General features: G+C 58.9%; 17 protein-coding genes. 13 read left to right on the plus strand and 4 right to left on the minus strand.

Going from position 1 to position 17,076, the window contains the following annotated elements; genetic code table 11:
• Positions 1-4: 4 nt before the first annotated feature.
• Positions 5-1,660: an intermembrane transport protein PqiB gene (locus ACP7EE_RS08775; RefSeq protein WP_426234233.1), complete on the plus strand. Its 1,656-nt coding sequence runs from the start codon at positions 5-7 to the stop codon at positions 1,658-1,660.
• Between the two features lie 16 nt (positions 1,661-1,676).
• Positions 1,677-2,222, plus strand: a complete 546-nt coding sequence (locus ACP7EE_RS08780) for a PqiC family protein (RefSeq protein WP_426234234.1) — start codon at positions 1,677-1,679, stop codon at positions 2,220-2,222.
• A gap of 3 nt (positions 2,223-2,225) precedes the next feature.
• Here ACP7EE_RS08780 and ACP7EE_RS08785 read toward each other — a convergent pair whose 3' ends face one another.
• Positions 2,226-3,116 (minus strand): site-specific integrase, encoded by an 891-nt coding sequence (locus ACP7EE_RS08785; protein WP_426234235.1) that lies wholly within the window; start codon positions 3,114-3,116, stop codon positions 2,226-2,228.
• A gap of 402 nt (positions 3,117-3,518) precedes the next feature.
• On the opposite strand from ACP7EE_RS08785, the gene arnB reads away from it, so the two are divergent.
• From arnB to ACP7EE_RS08835, 10 genes are all read left to right on the plus strand, one after another.
• A complete protein-coding gene (arnB, locus tag ACP7EE_RS08790) occupies positions 3,519-4,667 on the plus strand; it encodes a UDP-4-amino-4-deoxy-L-arabinose aminotransferase (protein ID WP_426234236.1) in 1,149 nt (382 codons plus the stop codon).
• The gene (arnC, locus tag ACP7EE_RS08795; RefSeq protein ID WP_426234237.1) at positions 4,664-5,683 is read left to right on the plus strand and encodes an undecaprenyl-phosphate 4-deoxy-4-formamido-L-arabinose transferase; all 1,020 of its coding nucleotides are present in this window, start codon (positions 4,664-4,666) and stop codon (positions 5,681-5,683) included. Before arnB ends, arnC begins: the two co-directional genes overlap by 4 nt.
• The gene (arnA, locus tag ACP7EE_RS08800) at positions 5,680-7,686 is read left to right on the plus strand and encodes a bifunctional UDP-4-amino-4-deoxy-L-arabinose formyltransferase/UDP-glucuronic acid oxidase ArnA (protein WP_426234238.1); all 2,007 of its coding nucleotides are present in this window, start codon (positions 5,680-5,682) and stop codon (positions 7,684-7,686) included. The genes arnC and arnA overlap by 4 nt, the downstream gene beginning before the upstream one ends.
• Positions 7,686-8,570, plus strand: a complete 885-nt coding sequence (arnD, locus tag ACP7EE_RS08805) for a 4-deoxy-4-formamido-L-arabinose-phosphoundecaprenol deformylase (RefSeq protein WP_426234239.1) — start codon at positions 7,686-7,688, stop codon at positions 8,568-8,570. The genes arnA and arnD overlap by 1 nt, the downstream gene beginning before the upstream one ends.
• A complete protein-coding gene (arnT, locus tag ACP7EE_RS08810; RefSeq protein WP_426234240.1) occupies positions 8,567-10,216 on the plus strand; it encodes a lipid IV(A) 4-amino-4-deoxy-L-arabinosyltransferase in 1,650 nt (549 codons plus the stop codon). Before arnD ends, arnT begins: the two co-directional genes overlap by 4 nt.
• The gene (gene arnE / locus ACP7EE_RS08815) at positions 10,213-10,557 is read left to right on the plus strand and encodes a 4-amino-4-deoxy-L-arabinose-phosphoundecaprenol flippase subunit ArnE (RefSeq protein WP_426234241.1); all 345 of its coding nucleotides are present in this window, start codon (positions 10,213-10,215) and stop codon (positions 10,555-10,557) included. The genes arnT and arnE overlap by 4 nt, the downstream gene beginning before the upstream one ends.
• On the plus strand, positions 10,554-10,958 hold the full coding sequence (gene arnF, locus ACP7EE_RS08820; RefSeq protein ID WP_426234242.1) for a 4-amino-4-deoxy-L-arabinose-phosphoundecaprenol flippase subunit ArnF: 405 nt from the start codon (positions 10,554-10,556) through the stop codon (positions 10,956-10,958). Before arnE ends, arnF begins: the two co-directional genes overlap by 4 nt.
• Positions 10,955-12,334, plus strand: a complete 1,380-nt coding sequence (locus ACP7EE_RS08825) for a UDP-glucose dehydrogenase family protein (protein ID WP_426234243.1) — start codon at positions 10,955-10,957, stop codon at positions 12,332-12,334. The genes arnF and ACP7EE_RS08825 overlap by 4 nt, the downstream gene beginning before the upstream one ends.
• A gap of 115 nt (positions 12,335-12,449) precedes the next feature.
• Complete coding sequence (locus tag ACP7EE_RS08830) at positions 12,450-13,628, plus strand: MFS transporter (protein ID WP_426234244.1); 1,179 nt, start codon at positions 12,450-12,452, stop codon at positions 13,626-13,628.
• Positions 13,629-13,795: 167 nt separating this feature from the next.
• Positions 13,796-14,482: an HPP family protein gene (locus tag ACP7EE_RS08835; RefSeq protein WP_426234245.1), complete on the plus strand. Its 687-nt coding sequence runs from the start codon at positions 13,796-13,798 to the stop codon at positions 14,480-14,482.
• 97 nt (positions 14,483-14,579) lie between these two features.
• On the opposite strand, the gene ACP7EE_RS08840 is transcribed toward ACP7EE_RS08835, so the two are convergent.
• From ACP7EE_RS08840 to ACP7EE_RS08850, 3 genes are all read right to left on the minus strand, one after another.
• A complete protein-coding gene (locus tag ACP7EE_RS08840) occupies positions 14,580-14,939 on the minus strand; it encodes a hypothetical protein (protein ID WP_426200669.1) in 360 nt (119 codons plus the stop codon).
• 88 nt (positions 14,940-15,027) lie between these two features.
• Positions 15,028-15,624 carry a hypothetical protein gene (locus tag ACP7EE_RS08845; protein ID WP_426234246.1) on the minus strand — a complete coding sequence of 199 codons (597 nt, stop codon included), beginning with the start codon at positions 15,622-15,624 and terminating at the stop codon, positions 15,028-15,030.
• A 104-nt stretch (positions 15,625-15,728) separates the two neighbouring features.
• Positions 15,729-16,235, minus strand: a complete 507-nt coding sequence (locus ACP7EE_RS08850; RefSeq protein ID WP_426234247.1) for a PAAR domain-containing protein — start codon at positions 16,233-16,235, stop codon at positions 15,729-15,731.
• Between the two features lie 529 nt (positions 16,236-16,764).
• Here ACP7EE_RS08850 and ACP7EE_RS08855 point away from each other — a divergent pair.
• Positions 16,765-17,031 carry a short-chain dehydrogenase gene (locus ACP7EE_RS08855; RefSeq protein WP_426234248.1) on the plus strand — a complete coding sequence of 89 codons (267 nt, stop codon included), beginning with the start codon at positions 16,765-16,767 and terminating at the stop codon, positions 17,029-17,031.
• The last annotated feature ends 45 nt before the right edge of the window (positions 17,032-17,076 follow it).

Consider the following 17,076-nt stretch of genomic DNA (forward strand, 5'->3'; position numbering starts at 1 on the left):
ATGGATGCAGTCGTCAGCCACGGATAACCCGCGAACACCCGGCCAGGCGCCAATCAAAACCCGGCGGTGGAGCATTTCGCTGGTGTGGATCGTGCCGATTGTCGCGGTGCTGGTGGGCATTTCGCTGGTGGTGCACAACCTCATGCAGGAAGGCCCGACCATCGTCCTGACCTTCAAGACCGGCAGCGGCCTGACCGCCAACAAAACCGAAGTCAAATACCGCAACGTGGTGATCGGCCAGGTTACCGACGTCGAGCTGAGCAATGATCAGAAAAGCGTCGACGCCACGATCAAACTGTCCAAGCAAGCGGAAACCTTCACCCGCGAAGACTCGCAGTTCTGGGTGGTGCGCCCACGCATTGGTGCGGGCGGCGTTTCGGGCATAGACACCCTGCTCTCCGGCGACTACATCGGCGCCGACATCGGTCAGTCCAACACCCGCGCGAAACACTTCAAAGGCCTGGAAAACCCGCCGCCGATCACTTACGGCGAACCGGGCAAGCGCTTCAACCTGCACACCCAGGATCTGGGCTCGCTGGACATCGGTTCGCCGGTGTATTACCGCAAGATCCCGGTCGGGCAAGTGGTCGCTTATGCGTTGGATGCCGACGGTAAAGGCGTGACCATCGAAATCTTCATCCACTCGCCGAACGACGCCTACGTCACCGAAAACACCCGGTTCTGGAACGCCAGCGGCATCGACGTCAACTTCGGCGCCAACGGCCTCGCAGTAAAAACCGAATCGCTGTCGACGCTGCTGGTCGGCGGCATCGCCTTTCGCGCCCCGGATTACAGCCCAAACGATGTGGCTGCCACGGAAGAGAAAACCTTCGAACTGTTCGATGACCAGCAAGTCGCACTCGCCCCGCCCAATGGCAAGGCGCAATACCTGAGCCTGCGTTTCGATCAGTCATTGCGCGGGCTGAAGGTCGGCGCACCGGTTGAATTCCTCGGCATGGAAATCGGTCGAGTCGTGAGCATCAACCTTGATTTCGACGAGAAGAAACGCAGCTTCCCGGTCAACGTCGGCATCGTGATTTACCCGCAGCGGTTGGGGCAGGCCCACGTGAAAATGCTCAAGGTCCTCAATCACAATCCAGACGACGAAGCGGCTGGTGTGCGCCTGATCGGCACCTTCATCGACAACGGCCTGCGCGCTCAGGCGCGCAGCGGCAACCTGCTGACCGGTCAGCTTTACATAGGTCTGGATTTCTACCCGAAAGCCGAGAAAGTCGCGTTTGATCCGACGGCCCGGCCGATCAGCATCCCGACCATTCCCGGCAGTCTCGAACAGTTGCAGGAAAAACTCGAAGCGATGGTCAACAAGATCAACAAACTGCCGGTTGAGCGCATCGCCAGCAACCTTGACGGCAACCTGGTTGAGTTGCGCAAAGGCCTGACCCAGTTCAATGCCAAGACCCTGCCCGGCGTACAGAGCACGCTTGGTGAGGTGAGCAAAACCCTGCAATCGGCCAGTTCAACCCTGGCCGAAGACTCACCGCAACGCGAACAACTGACCCAGACCCTCGACGAACTCGGCCGCATGTCACGCTCTCTGCGTGAGCTCTCGGACTATCTGGGCCGGCATCCGGAATCGCTGATTCGCGGGCGTCCGGACAACGCTGCGCCGTTGGATCTCAAAGGCCCGCCACGCAATTGAGCACAGGAGCTGACCCATGGCTTTACCGCTGAAGATCACCGCGCTCGCGGCGTGCCTGTTGCTTGGCGCCTGTAGCAGCGCCCCGATCAGCTTTCATACGCTGACCCCGGCGCAACCGATGGCTGGCCGCGGCGGTTCGGAAATCGCCATCGAAGCCATCAGCGTGCCGCCGCAAGTCGACCGGCCGCAGATTGTCATTCGTGAGGGCAACAGCGGTCTGGCGATTCTCGAGACCGAATGGTGGGGCGCCAGCCTCGTTGATGAATTGCGCAGCGCGCTGGCCGATCAACTGGGCAACGCCGGCGGCCAGCGCAAAGTGTCGGTGCGCATCGATGTGCAACGCTTCGACTCGGTGCCTGGCCAGTACGGTTTGATCGACGTCAAATGGCGCCTGCGCGAGGCCGGCGCGGCTGAAAATGCCTGCCGTTCAACCTTGCAGACCCCGTCCGGCCCGAGCATCGATGAACTGGTGGCCGCTCAGCAGAACAACGTCAAACGTCTGGCCGCGCTGATCAGCCAGGCAGCCGCCAGCAACTCCCGCAACTGCCCTCCCGCGCATTGACCTTCACAGTTCGAAACGATCTACCGCGCGGCGCCGCTCATTGTCGTCGCGCACATCGTAGTTAGCAGTAGTCTGAATATTCGCGTGATGCGCGAGTTTCTGCGCAATCGACAGATCATGTTCCTCGATCACCCGCGTGATAAACGAGCGGCGGAAATCGTGCGGCATGATCTTCACCCCGACCTGCGTGCCACGCTGGCGGGCGATGTAGTAGATCGCGTGTTTGGTGATGCGCTCGCGAGTGATGTGGCTGCCCCGGCGGATGCGATTGAACAGGAATGGATCGTCGCTCTCGCCTTCCTTGAGTTGCGAACGACGCAGTTCCAACCAGTCATTGAGCTTGGCAAACGCCCAGGACGGCGCGTACTTGATCAGCTGTTTGTTGCCCTTGCCGGTCACGCACAAACTGCGCTCGGTGAAATCGACCTGATTCAAATCCAGATCCACCGACTCCGATTTGCGCATGCCGGTGCCATACAGCAAGGCAATCACCGCCGCATCGCGCAGCCCTTGCGGACGCGGGTCGGCAGCACAGACTTCCATCAATTCGTGAATCAAGCTGCGCTTCAAGTTGCGCCCCTGCGACAGGCGCGTGCCGGCGATGCCTTTGACCGAACGCATCTTCAACAGATGATCCTGGCTGATCAAACTCATGCGCCAGGCTTCGTTCATCACCCCGCGTACCGCGTTCACATACAGCGAAGAAGTATTCGGGGCGTAGTTGTCTTCGCGCAACGCGGCGACCAGCGCCACCACATCTTCCGGTTGCAGCGCGTGCCACGGAATGTCCTCGACATTCATGTCTTCAAAGCCGAGACGGTCGGCGGCGTCCTGCAATACGTAACGCATGGTCAGTTGGCTCGAAGGCGCCAGACGTGCCAGATAAACCGTCATCGGATTGCTCTTGAGGGAATCTGCGGGTACCACGGGTAAGTCAATCAAACGAAACGGCCTTGAATAATAAACAGTTCAACAAAACAACTAAAAATGGCAATAAAACTTCAATAAGTCCGGGCACTTCTGTAGGACTTTTCCGCGAAAAACGCCGATGAGCGGAAGAAGTCTGAACGCTGGCTGTAGAAGTTACAGAAACACGATTTGCCCACCGGTTTTTCATGTTCCTTTGACAAAAACGCGCCTAACCTTGATTACATCCAGTGGGCCCCGAACGGCTCACAACGTGCCGCCCGGGGGCGCAAAAGTCAATCAGGCATTCCCCGACCGGTATTCCAAACCCTTGAAAATACGTGTTTTTCAGACAATCGGCTGAAGGATGGCTGTCGCCCCGAGGTTCATATGAGTCAGGCGTTTCTCGCGTTTTCCCGCCCGAGTATCGGCGAAGAAGAAATAGCAGCGGTCGAGCAAGTATTGCGCTCGGGCTGGATCACTACGGGGCCAAAAAGTCAGGCACTGGAAGAACAGTTTTCGAACTATGTGGGGTGTCGGCATGCAGTGGCATTGTCATCGGCCACCGGTGCTATGCATGTAACTTTGCTGGCGCTTGGCATTGGCCCCGGCGATGAAGTGATCACCCCTTCGCAAACCTGGGTTTCGACCGCCAATATGATCTCGCTGATCGGCGCCACCCCGGTGTTCGTCGACGTCGACCGCGACAGCCTGATGACCGACGCCGCGCGCATTGAAGCGGCCATCACCCCGCGCACCAAAGCGATTATCCCGGTGCATTACGCCGGGGCCGCGTTTGATCTGGATCCGCTGTACGCCTTGGCCGACAAACACGGCATCGCGGTAATCGAAGACGCCGCGCATGCAGCCGGCACCCGCTACAAGGGCCGCCACGTCGGTGCGCACGGCACCGCGATTTTCTCGTTTCACGCGATCAAGAACATGACCTGCGCCGAGGGCGCAATGTTCGTCACTGACGACCAAGCCCTGGCCAATCGCGTGCGCATGCTCAAATTTCACGGTCTGGGCGTCGATGCCTACGACCGCATGACCCACGGCCGCAAGCCGCAGGCGCAAGTGATGGAGCCGGGCTTCAAATACAACCTGGCCGACATCAACGCCGCGATTGCCTTGGTGCAACTCCAACGTCTGGACGCGATCAACGCCCGCCGTAGCGAACTGGCCGCGCAGTACCGGCAAAAACTCCAAGGCCTGCCGGTGCAACCGCTCACCGTCCCGGATTACGCGCAACAGCACGCCTGGCACCTGTTCATCCTGCGCATCGACCGCGAGCGCTGCGGCATCGATCGCGAAGCCTTCATGCAAGGCTTGCAGGCGCAAGGCATCGGCACCGGCATCCACTTTATCGCCACTCATTTACACACATGGTATCGCCAGCGTGCCCCGGATCTGTACCTGCCCGATACCGAATGGAACTCGGCGCGTCTGTGCTCGATTCCACTGTTTCCCGACATGACCGACCACGACCTCGACCGGGTCGTCGCTGCCATTCAACACCTCGTAGGAAAACGCCCGTGAGACCTTATCCGATCCATTGCGTGTCGATCGTCATTCCGGTCTACAACGAAGAGCAAAGCCTGCCCGAGCTGCTGCGGCGCACGGCGGCGGCTTGTCAGCAATTGCGTCACGACTACGAAATCGTCCTGGTTGACGACGGCAGCCGCGACAACTCGGCGCAATTGCTCGAAGAAACCGCCAGCCGCGAAGACAGCCCGTTCGTGGCGGTGATCCTCAACCGCAACTACGGCCAGCACGCGGCGATCATGGCCGGTTTCGAGCAATCCAAGGGCGACGTAGTCATCACCCTCGACGCCGACCTGCAAAACCCGCCGGAAGAGATTCCGCGCCTGGTTGCCGAGGCTGAAAAGGGCTTTGATGTGGTCGGCACGGTGCGTGGCAATCGCCAGGATTCGGCGCTGCGCCGCTATCCATCGAAACTGATCAACCTCGCCGTGCAGCGCTCTACCGGCGTGGCCATGAGCGATTACGGCTGCATGCTGCGTGCTTACCGGCGCACGATCATTGACGCGATGCTCGCCTGCCGTGAGCGCAGCACATTCATTCCGATTCTGGCCAACAGCTTCGCCCGCCACACCAGCGAAATCACCGTGGCCCACGCCGAGCGCGAACACGGCGATTCGAAATACAGCCCGATGCGCCTGATCAATCTGATGTTTGACCTGATCACCTGCATGACCACCACCCCGCTACGCCTGCTGAGCATCGTCGGTTTTGCCATGGCCGGGCTTGGCGTGCTGTTTGCCGCCGCGCTGATCGTGATGCGTCTGGCATTCGGCGCCGGCTGGGCTGGCGACGGTTTGTTCGTGCTGTTCGCCGTGCTGTTCGTGTTCACCGGTGGCCAGTTCATCGGCATGGGCCTGCTCGGCGAATACCTCGGCCGGATGTACAGCGACGTGCGTGCGCGCCCGCGCTTCTTCATTGAAAAAGTCTTGCGTGGCCAGCCGGCGCCCCCGGCGCGTGCAATCACCGTTGACGGTCTCTCTTCCACTTCTGCCGATCAGGTTCTCTCATGAGTGCAAAAACAGTTGTCTTCGCCTACCACGACATTGGCTGCGCCGGCATCGAAGCGCTGCTCGCCAGCGGCTACGACATCGCCGCTGTGTTCACTCACGCTGATGATCCGCAGGAAAACGCCTTCTACGCTTCGGTCGCGCAACTGTGCGCCAATCAAGGCATCCCGGTGCATGCGCCGGAAGACGTCAACCATCCGCTGTGGATCGAGCGCATCGCCAGGGTCGACCCGGATTACATTTTCTCGTTCTATTACCGCAATCTGTTGAGCGAGCCGCTGCTAGTCACCGCGAAGAAAGGTGCGTTCAACCTGCACGGCTCGCTGCTGCCGCGCTACCGTGGCCGCGCGCCGGCCAACTGGGTGCTGGTCAACGGCGAGACAGAAACCGGCGTCACCCTGCACCGTATGGTCAAACGCGCGGATGCCGGCGCGATCATCGCCCAGCAACGGGTGGCCATCGAGCGCGCCGACACCGCGCTGAGCCTTCACGGCAAACTGCGCATCGCCGCGATTGACCTGCTGCGCGATGCGTTGCCAGCGATGCTCCACGGCAAACTCCGTGAAACCGCGCAGGACGAATCGCAAGCCACGGTGTTCGGTCGCCGCACCCCGGCGGACGGCAAACTGGTGTGGGCCCAACCGGCTGAACAACTGTTCAACCTGGTGCGTGCCGTCACCCAGCCCTACCCCGGCGCGTTCTGTGCTGTGGGCGAACACAAACTGATCGTGTGGAACGCACAAGTCGTCCACGGCAACCAAGGTCAGGCGCCGGGCCGGGTGATCAGCGTCAATCCGCTGCGCATTGCCTGCGGCGAGGATTCGCTGGTGATCAACGCCGGTCAGCGCAACGACAACGGCCTGTACCTGAGCGGCCCGCAACTGGCCAATGAACTGGGGCTGGTCGACGGTTCGTTGTTGCGCGGTGCTGAATCCGCGCGTGCGCCACGCCGCACGCGGGTGCTGATCCTCGGCGTCAACGGCTTTATCGGCAATCACCTGTCCGAACGCCTGCTGCGCGATGAGCGCTACGAAGTTTATGGCCTCGACATCGGCTCCGACGCCATCGAACGCCTGCGCAATCACCCGAATTTCCACTTCGTCGAAGGCGACATCAGCATTCACTCCGAGTGGATCGAGTACCACATCAAGAAGTGCGACGTGGTCCTGCCGCTGGTGGCCATCGCCACACCAATCGAATACACGCGCAATCCGCTGCGGGTGTTCGAACTGGATTTCGAAGAAAACCTGAAACTGGTGCGCTACTGCGTCAAGTACAACAAACGCGTGATCTTCCCCTCGACCTCCGAAGTGTATGGCATGTGCGAGGACGCCAGTTTCGACGAAGACACTTCGAATCTGGTGGTGGGTCCGATCAACAAGCAGCGCTGGATCTACTCGATCTCCAAGCAACTGCTCGACCGCGTGATCTGGGCCTATGGCCAGAAAGGCCTGAACTTCACCCTGTTCCGCCCGTTCAACTGGATGGGCCCGCGTCTCGATCGCCTGGATTCGGCACGTATCGGCAGCTCGCGCGCGATAACTCAGTTGATCCTCAATCTGGTGGAAGGCACGCCGATTCGCCTGTTCGACGGCGGCGAGCAGAAACGCTGCTTCACCGACATCGCCGATGGCGTTGAAGCACTGGCGCGCATCATTGATAACGACCATGACGCCTGCAACGGTCAGATCATCAACATCGGCAACCCGGACAACGAAGCGAGTATTCGTCAGTTGGGCGAAGAGCTGCTGCGTCAGTTCGAAGCGCATCCGCTGCGCCACAACTTCCCGCCGTTCGCCGGTTTCCGCGACGTCGAGAGCAAGGCGTTCTATGGCAGCGGTTATCAGGACGTGTCGCACCGCAAACCGAGCATCGCCAACGCCAAGCGCCTGCTGGACTGGACGCCGACCGTAGAGATGCGCGAGACCATCGGCAATACGCTGGATTTCTTCCTGCGCGAGGCCATGCTCGAAATCGCCGGACACTCCACCGAAGAAGCATATTGATGCAGGCCGGTTTGCGCATTGACGTCGACACCTTTCGTGGCACCCGTGAAGGCGTGCCGCGATTGCTCGACCTGCTCGATGAAGCGCAGATCAAGGCGACGTTTTTCTTCAGTGTCGGCCCGGACAACATGGGTCGGCATCTGTGGCGCCTGATCCGTCCGCAGTTCCTCTGGAAAATGCTGCGCTCCAACGCTGCCGGCCTGTATGGCTGGGACATTCTGCTGGCCGGCACTGCATGGCCGGGCAAGCCGATTGGCCGCGAACTCGGGCATCTGATGCGCCGGGCGCGGGATGCCGGGCATGAGATTGGTCTGCACGCCTGGGATCACCACGGCTGGCAGACCAATGCCGGCCGCTGGAGCGATGCGCAATTGATCGAGCAGATCCGTCAGGGCGTCGACACCCTCGGCGAGATCCTTGGCGAGAAGATCCAGTGCTCGGCGGCGGCCGGTTGGCGTGCCGACGAGCGCGTGATCGAAGCCAAACAGGCGTTCGGCTTTCGCTACAACAGCGATTGTCGCGGTACGCGGCTGTTCCGGCCGTTGCTCGCGGATGGTTCGGCGGGTACGCCGCAGATTCCGGTGGATCTGCCGACCTTCGACGAAGTGGTCGGGCCGCACCTGGCAGCGCAGGATTTCAACGCCTTCATCCTTGAGCGGTTCCGCGCGCAACAGCTCAACGTTTACACCATTCATGCCGAGGTCGAAGGGATTCTGATGGCCGAAGATTTTCGCCAGTTGCTGGCGGCTGCACGCCAGCGCGACATCCAGTTCCAACCGCTGGGTGATTTGCTCCCGGCGTTCCTCAACAGCTTGCCTGTAGGCCGCGTGCAGCGTGGTGCTCTCGAAGGTCGCGAAGGCTGGCTGGGAGTGCAAGGCGCATGAGTCAACGCTGGGCATTGCCGCTGTTGCCGGGGATTTTTCTGCTGGCCTGTCTGCTGCCGCTGGGCACCCATGGTTTGTGGATTCCCGACGAAACCCGTTACGCGCAGATCAGCCAGGACATGCTGCTCAGCGGCAATTGGGTGGCGCCGCATTTCATGAGCCTGCGCTACTTCGAAAAACCGGTGGCCGGTTACTGGATGATCGCCATCGGCCAATGGCTGTTCGGGCAGAATCTGTTCGGCGTGCGCTTCGCCTCGGCCCTGAGTACCGGGCTGAGCGTGTTGCTGTGCTTTGTGATCGCCCGGCGCTTGTGGAATGACCCGCGCAAAAGCTTCGTCTGCGCGTTGCTCTACATGAGTTTCACCATCGTTGCCGGTCAGGCCGGTTACGCCAATCTCGACCCGCAATTCACTTTCTGGGTCAACCTGAGTCTGGTGGCGCTGTGGTTCGCGCTCGACAGCCGCAGCGGTGGCAAACGCATGGCCGCGTGGGCGCTGGTGGGTCTGGCCTGTGGCATGGGCTTCATGACCAAGGGTTTCCTCGCCTGGCTGCTGCCGGTGTTGATCGCCGTGCCGTGGATGGTCTGGCAAAAGCGCTGGAAGGAGTTGCTGATCTACGGCCCGGTGGCGATTGCCGTGGCGATTCTGGTCAGCCTGCCGTGGGCCTTGGCGGTGCACGCGCAGGAACCGGATTACTGGCGCTTCTTCTTCTGGCACGAACACATCCGCCGCTTCGCCGGTGACGATGCCCAGCATGACGCGCCGTGGTGGTTTTATCTGCCGTTGCTGGTGGCGTTCAGTCTGCCGTGGGTCGGTCTGTTGCCGGTTGCGTTGAAGCAAGCGTGGCACACCCGGCGTGACGCGAGCATCGCGTTTCTTGGTTTGTGGCTGCTGATGCCGCTGGTTTTTTTCAGTTTGAGTAACGGCAAGCTCCCGACCTACATCCTGCCGTGCCTGTTGCCTTTGGCGCTGCTGCTCGGGCATACGCTGGCCGACCGTTTGCATCTGAAACAAGGCCGGGCCTTGGGCCTGAATGGTCTGCTCAACCTCGCGCTGGGCGTGCTCACCCTGATCGCGCTGGTCTATGTGCAACTGAAGCGCCCACTGTACGACCACGAACTGCATAGCCTGGTGCTGCTGTTCATCGGTCTGATCGGCTGGATCATCAGCAACCTGCTGCAAGCGTTCCGGCCGTTGCAATGCTGGGCGGCGCCAGCGCTGGGCAGCCTGCTGTTGATCGCTGTGCTGCCGGCGGCGCTGCCGAAATCGGTGGTGGCGAACAAGATGCCCGACCAGTTTGTCCTGACTCACAGCGCCGAACTCGCCGCCACCACGCACCTGTTGAGCAACGATCCGGGCGCCGCTTCGGCGTTGGCCTGGCGCATCAAACGCCCGCAAGTCGCGTTGTACAACACGATAGGCGAACTGAAATATGGCCTTGCCTATCCTGACGGCATTCAACAACGGGTCGACCCCGAACAGGTGCAACGGTGGATGCACGATGCGCGCAAGACTGGGTCGGTCGGCGTGGTGATGCGGATCAAGGGGCAAGGCGAACTGGACGAACTCGACAAACTGCCGAAGGACGGCACCCGTTATGAACAGGGCAATCTGGTGATCATGATTCTGCCCAAGGATGCGTCATGAGCCTGTGGCTGTTGTTGGCCGCGTGCCTGCTGACGTGCGTTGGTCAGGTCGCGCAGAAATACGCCGTGGAGAGCTGGCGCGGGGTTGAATTGCCGCTGAGCGCCAAGCTGTGTTCGCCGTGGCTGTGGCTCGCCCTCCTCGCTCTCGGTGCCGGGCTGCTGGTGTGGCTGCTGGTGTTGCAGCGCCTGCCGGTCGGCATCGCCTACCCGATGCTGAGCCTGAATTTCGTGTTCATCACCCTGATTGCGCGTTTGGTGTTTCGCGAACACATCGACCGCCAGCATTGGTTCGGTGTGGCGTTGGTGCTCGGCGGCGTGGCGCTGCTGGGGCAACACACATGAACCCGCGTCGCGGCATGACGTTCGCGCTGGGCAGCGTGCTGCTGGTCAGCGCCGCGCAACTGGGCATGCGCTGGAGCATGACGCGCCTGCCTGCGCCGCAAGACTGGCTGCCGTTGAGCAACCTCGATGTGACTGCGCTGACGGTAGTGATGGCGGCAATTTTCGCCTACGCCCTGTCGATGCTCTGCTGGCTGCTCGCCTTGCGCGATCTGCCGCTGGGCCGCGCCTATTCGCTGCTGAGCATCAGCTATGCGCTGGTGTACCTGCTGGCGGCGAGTCTGCCGCTGTTCAACGAAACCTTCAGTTTTTCCCGATCCTTGGGCGTGGCGCTGGTCATGCTCGGGGTCATCACGATCAATACCCGTTCGGCTCATACGACCCAACTCAGGAGTTCGCCATGAAAATCACAGTGTTTGGTAGCGGTTATGTCGGTCTGGTGCAGGCCGCTGTGCTCGCCGAGGTCGGGCATGACGTGGTGTGCATGGACATCGACGAGAAAAAAGTCGAGCTGCTGCGTCAGGGTCACGTGAGCATATTTGAACCGGGGCTGGCCAGTCTGGTGCGCGAAGGCCTGGAGGGCGGACGCCTGCAATTCACCACCGACGAACAACTTGCGGTGCAGCACGGGCAGGTCGCATTCATTGCAGTCGGTACGCCATCGCGTGATGACGGTTCGGCGGACCTGCGCTACGTGTTGTCGGTCGGTGACGCTATCGCTCGGCATCGTCAGCAGCCACTGATTCTGGTTGAAAAGTCTACTGTGCCGGTGGGCACTGGCGACACCTTGCGTGCGCACATCGACAAAGCCTTGCTCAAGGTCGGGCGGCTGTTGCAGTTCGATATCGTCTCCAACCCGGAATTCCTCAAGGAAGGCTCGGCGGTCGCCGATTGCCGCCGCCCGGACCGCATCGTCATCGGTTGCGAGCGCGAGGACGTGCGCGACGTGATGCGCGATCTGTACTCGCCTTTCAATCGCAATCACGACCGCATCATGTTCATGGATCTGCGCAGCGCCGAGCTGACCAAGTACGCCGCCAACTGCATGCTCGCGACCAAGATCAGCTTCATCAATCAGATTGCCGAGTTAGCCGAGCATCTGGGCGCCGACATTGAGTCAGTACGCCAGGGCATCGGCGCCGATTCACGCATCGGTTACCACTTCATCTATCCGGGTTGCGGCTACGGCGGTTCGTGTTTCCCCAAAGACATGCGCGCGCTGATCCACAGCGCGGAAGAGGCGCACTGCTCCAGCGATTTGCTGCAAGCGGTGGAAGCGATCAACCAGCGGCAGAAACACAAACTGTTCGAACGCATCAACGCGTTCTACAAGGGCGAATTGCGCGGCAAGACTTTTGCGCTGTGGGGCCTGGCCTTCAAACCGAACACCGACGACATGCGCGACGCACCGAGCCGAGTGCTTCTGGAATCGCTGTTCGCTGCTGGGGCCAGCGTGCGCGCATTCGACCCGGAAGCCATGCAGGAAACCCAGCATCTGTACCCCAACGAAGCGAAACTGATGCTGATGGGCACCCCGGAATCGGTGTTGCCCGGCGCCGACGCCTTGATCATCTGCACCGAATGGCAACAGTTCAAGGCGCCGGATTTCAGCCTGATTCAACAACGCCTGAACGCCCCGGTGATCTTCGACGGGCGCAACCTGTACGACGCCGAACGCCTGGCGCGCAACGGTTTCACCTACTTCGCGATGGGTCGCGGTGAATCGCGCAGCTTGCCGATTCCTCTACAGCAATGGCCCGCAGCTTGCGACGTCGCATGAAGCCCTTGTAGGAGCTGCCGAAGGCTGCGATCTTTTGATCTTCGTTTTCAAGATCAAAAGATCGCAGCCTCGGTTCCCGAGACAGCTCCTACCGGAAAAGGATATTCACCCGCTCGTGGCTACTTACTCGCCTCTGATTCGCCGCTTGATGCTCGCCTCACTGAGCATCGTCATGAGCCGTGCGTTGATCAGCCCGCTGCTCACACTGTTCCTCAGTAATAAACTCGGCCTCAACCCGCAAGATGTCGGCCTGTTGCTGGGCATCGCCGTGTTCAGCGCCACGCTGCTGTCGCTGTACGGCGGCTACATCATCGATCGACTGGACAAGCGCCAGTTGCTGATCCTGACCATGCTCTCCAGCGGCATCGGCTGGATCCTGCTGACCTTTGCGCAAAACCTGTATCTGGTGACGCTGATCCTGATCATCAGCGAAACCGCTTCAGCGCTGTTCCTGATCGGTTCGAAAGCGATCCTCAGCGAAAATCTGTCCATCGGCCAACGGGTCAAAGCCTTTTCAATGACCTACACCCTGACCAACATCGGCTACGCCATCGGGCCGATGATCGGCGTGGTGATCGCGGGGATTCAACCGACTGCGCCGTTTATCGTCGCCGGCCTCGGCGCCTGCGTCAGCATCTTTTTGCTGACCGGCGTCAAACGTGAAGCCAGTCCGATTGCCTCGGTCAGCCAGCCGCAAAGCTTCCTCAAAACCCTGATCATCCTGAAGAACGATCGCACGATGATCCTCTTCACTCTTGGTTGTCTGCTCAGCACCGTGGTGCACGGACGTTTCACCCTGTACCTGTCGCAGTACCTGCTGGTCACGCAAACCCAGCAAGGCACGCTGGACACCATGGCCGCCCTGCTCGCCTGCAACGCGCTGACAGTGATCCTGTTGCAATACCAGATCGGCCGCTTCCTCAAGCGTGAGCACCTGCGCTGGTGGATCGTTGGCGGCACTGCGCTGTTCGTGGTCGGGCTGATCGGTTTCAGCCTGGCCAACGGTCTGGTCGGCTGGTGCATCGCGATGTTCATCTTCACTTTGGGCGAAATGATCATTTACCCGGCAGAATTCCTGTTCGTCGACACGCTGGCGCCGGAGGAACTGCGCGGCAGCTATTACGGTGCGCAGAATCTGGCAGCCGTCGGTGGTGCGATCAGTCCCGTGATCTGCGGATTTCTGCTGATGCACTCGCCGCCACCGACGATGTTCTACGCCTTGAGTGCACTGGCGGCACTGGGTGGGTATTTGTGTTTTGTCAGCGGTCGCCGCGTTGCGGGAAAAATCAGTTGAATACAAAATAAATGCACTAAAGCAGCATTAATATGAATTTGTCAGCATCCAGTTTGCTTGGCACACTGTGCGCGTTCCTCCCCCAATAGTTGGAACAACTTCGAGGGCTTTCCGCATGCCGGACAAGTCCTTTTTTTTGCCCGGATTTTCTTGAGGATCCCGTTTTCATGCTCGCTCGCTGGTTGCCCGCCACCATCAACACCCGCCCCACCGAATGGAGCCGCGCCGCCATCGGCATGGCGTTGGGGACATTGTTCAGCGTGTGGGCGTGCAGTCAGGTGTTCGGCATCGAAGTCGCGTACCACCTGATCGGCCCGCTGGGCGCGTCGGCGGTGTTGTTGTTCGCCGTGTCGTCTGGCGCGTTGGCGCAGCCGTGGTCGATCATCGGCGGCTACCTGTGTGCGGGCGTGATCGCGTTGCTGGTGGCGCACGTACTCGGCCGCACCCTTGGCAGCGCGTGCCTGGCGGCGGGCATGGCGCTGATCCTGATGTGCTGGCTGCGCTGTTTACATCCTCCGGCCGGTGCGCTGGCGCTGACGCTGGTACTGGCCGATCCGGCAACCATCGCCCTCGACTGGAAAGCCATGGAGCCGGTAATGCTCGGCGCGGCATGCATGCTCCTGAGCGCCCTCGCCTATAACAACCTGACTCGGATCCGCTATCCGAAGCGTCCTGCCGAACCGGTGCCCTCTGTCACGCAGGTCGACATTCAAGCCATCACCGCCGACGACCTGAAACTGGCATTGGCCGACATGGAAGCCTTCATCGACATCACGCCCGAGGATCTGGAACAGCTGATCCACGCCAGTGAATTGCATGCCAAACGGCGTAGCATCAAAGCAGTCTTCTCCTGACCCATACACAAAAACCCTGTAGGAGCTGTCTCGTGCTACGAGGCTGCGATCTTTTGATCTGAAAATTCGCAGCCTTCGGCAATTATCTGGAGCAAACTCAGTCCGGCATCGAGCGGATAATATCGGCCAAATCATCCTTAGTAATTTCATTGGCCTTGATAGCTTCAGCAATGTCTTTTTTTGATAGTGGAAAACGTTTGAAAATCTCTTTCAACGTGTCTGCATCTACGTTCGTCAACCATAGAGGGTCAATTAGAGTGCCGCCATACTCCGGTTTCATTGGGACCTCATCACCCGCAATAATACCTTGGTGATTAAAGTAAACCATATAGCGGCTAAATCCCTCGGGGTAGCTTTGATCATAGTAAAGCGTAGTTCCCCGGGGCAACACATAATAATTTTCGTCGCCACTGCGTCCGGCAATCAGTAAAGGCTCTCTAATCTTAACCATGTCCATACTATGAGTCCTCATCAAACCATTAGAAACCACAAATATTAGCGTGCCAACGTTGATCAGCGTCGCTATCAGCAAAAAAACAAACAATCTATTTCTTGTAAACATTTTTCTTGTCATAGCGTGCCTCAGTATTGCCTTCGAGCATGGCCTGAAAATCTGCCGGCATGAATATTCCATCCCTAGGCGAGCTCTGAGTATGCGTTGCCTGCCTTTCCACCCACGAAAGCCCTCTCAATTCTGCATACAGCTCCGGGTTTTGTACGATCATTTTTCCTGAGGCTTTTGCGCCCTCAATGGTCATGGTCGTGCAATTGTTAGTGGTTGGCTGGTAACTTTCCGGCAAAAGATACCGGGTAGAGGTTGGGAATTTCATCCTCACCTCTTTTTTTCTCGCAATGACTCCAGCGAAGTGCTCATTCACCGCCTCTGCCTTTTTATTGTCAAGGTAATAAACAAAGCCCGTGGTCGTTCTGCCATAACGGTTTTCGTTAGCTATATATGCACTAAAAGAAGTCCACACGTTAAATATACCTTCCCCTTCACTCTTGAACGTTCCCCACACCAGCCCGTACCGCCCGAAGTCATACGTAATATCTTTACCACCCACAACAACACGCAAAGCTGCATGACCATATGTATGATCTTCTCCTTTCAGCGTGTAGGGGCCGCCGATCAGAATTTCCATATATGCACCTGACACTACCAACTGATTAGTTTTAGTAGTCTTTCCTGATGCACCCGTAGTTTTCGCTGCCTGCCTTGTACCCGCCATTTTCGTAGGCTGAACCATTAAAGACGTTCCATATCTTCAAGTTTCGGAAATTTTATGCTGCAACTTCCCCGCGGAATATTTGCCACGTGCACCAGTCCGTTTGCGTCGAGAACACCAGTGATCAACCTTCCATCAGGAAGTGTCAGTTCATATGCCTCGTTGGCAATAGGCTCGTCTCGCTCATTCAGTAACTGAAACTCGACGAAAGTTTTTTCTTTCAAAAACTGCGAAAAAAAGTTGCTGGCAGGCCCGCCGCCAGAATCACCTACGAAAGTGTCGGGAGAACCGGACGTGATCGTAGCCCCGCAAGCCGTCTGCGAACCGACATGTGCAACATCTTTCCCGAGTCCGAAAACGTGAGGAGCCCCCGTCGTGATCGGATTTGCGCCATGGATAGGGCATGAATAGATATCGCCCACCAAAGCAATGGGCAATGAATTGACGAAAATGGGACTTGATCCAGTGCTGATGTTTCCGCCGTGACTGCCTAGATCTCCAAGTCGCGCAACTGGCTTACCTGCCATCGTCCTACTCCTTTAAACATCAAGAACTGCGGATGGTACCCGATCTTCGACTGATGCTGAACGAGCGAAACTCGAACCGGAATCGGCCTACACAATAAGCGGGGGTTTCCGGCTCTGCTTTGGTTGACTGCCCCGTCCTCACTCCCTATCCTCGCGCCTGTCACGACTCATTCGTGAACGGGTTTGACGGCTCGGAATTCCAAGATGCGCATTGCCCTTCAATGTGTTCGTACACTCGTGTGTGCGAAACACCGCTTAATGGTGACTGTGTGCGGGGCACCTTCGGGTGCGCCGGGTGTTCTTGGACCGGTCCGTCAACCTGCACACAGTTGCCACCTATTCGTTTGACGGCGATGAAGTGGTAGTTCTCTGACTTCCAAGAGGCTACACCGATGACCGGTACAACCACACGATCCACTCCTTTCGCTCGCTGCGATCACGTCGACCATTATCTCCTCGCGGTGCAGACTGAGATCCCTCTGCTAGACACCCTTGAATACAGTCACGCGACTCAAGCTGGAGGTGAAGCATGAGCTCGCAGATATCGATGACACACAACGAAGACAGCATTCCGGTATTGCTCGTTTCTACTGAAGCGCCACTGGATGTACTGCACACTAGCGCAGCCAGTCGCTTTCTGGTCGCGACGCAGATGATGGAAAGTCTGGCCAGTCTGGATATTTCGTCTGCCAAGGGCGCCGATTTACAACAACTAGCCCATGCGGCGGCGATCCTGCTACGTGATGCGTGTGATGTGATGGACGTTCTGGGACGCCAGATTCAAAAGCTGGTCTGAGATAGAGAGTGGAATGGGCTGCGATCTTTTGACTTTGATTTTTCG

The sequence above is a fragment of the Pseudomonas sp. TWP3-2 genome, from assembly GCF_049897765.1.
Taxonomy (GTDB): Bacteria; Pseudomonadota; Gammaproteobacteria; order Pseudomonadales; family Pseudomonadaceae; genus Aquipseudomonas.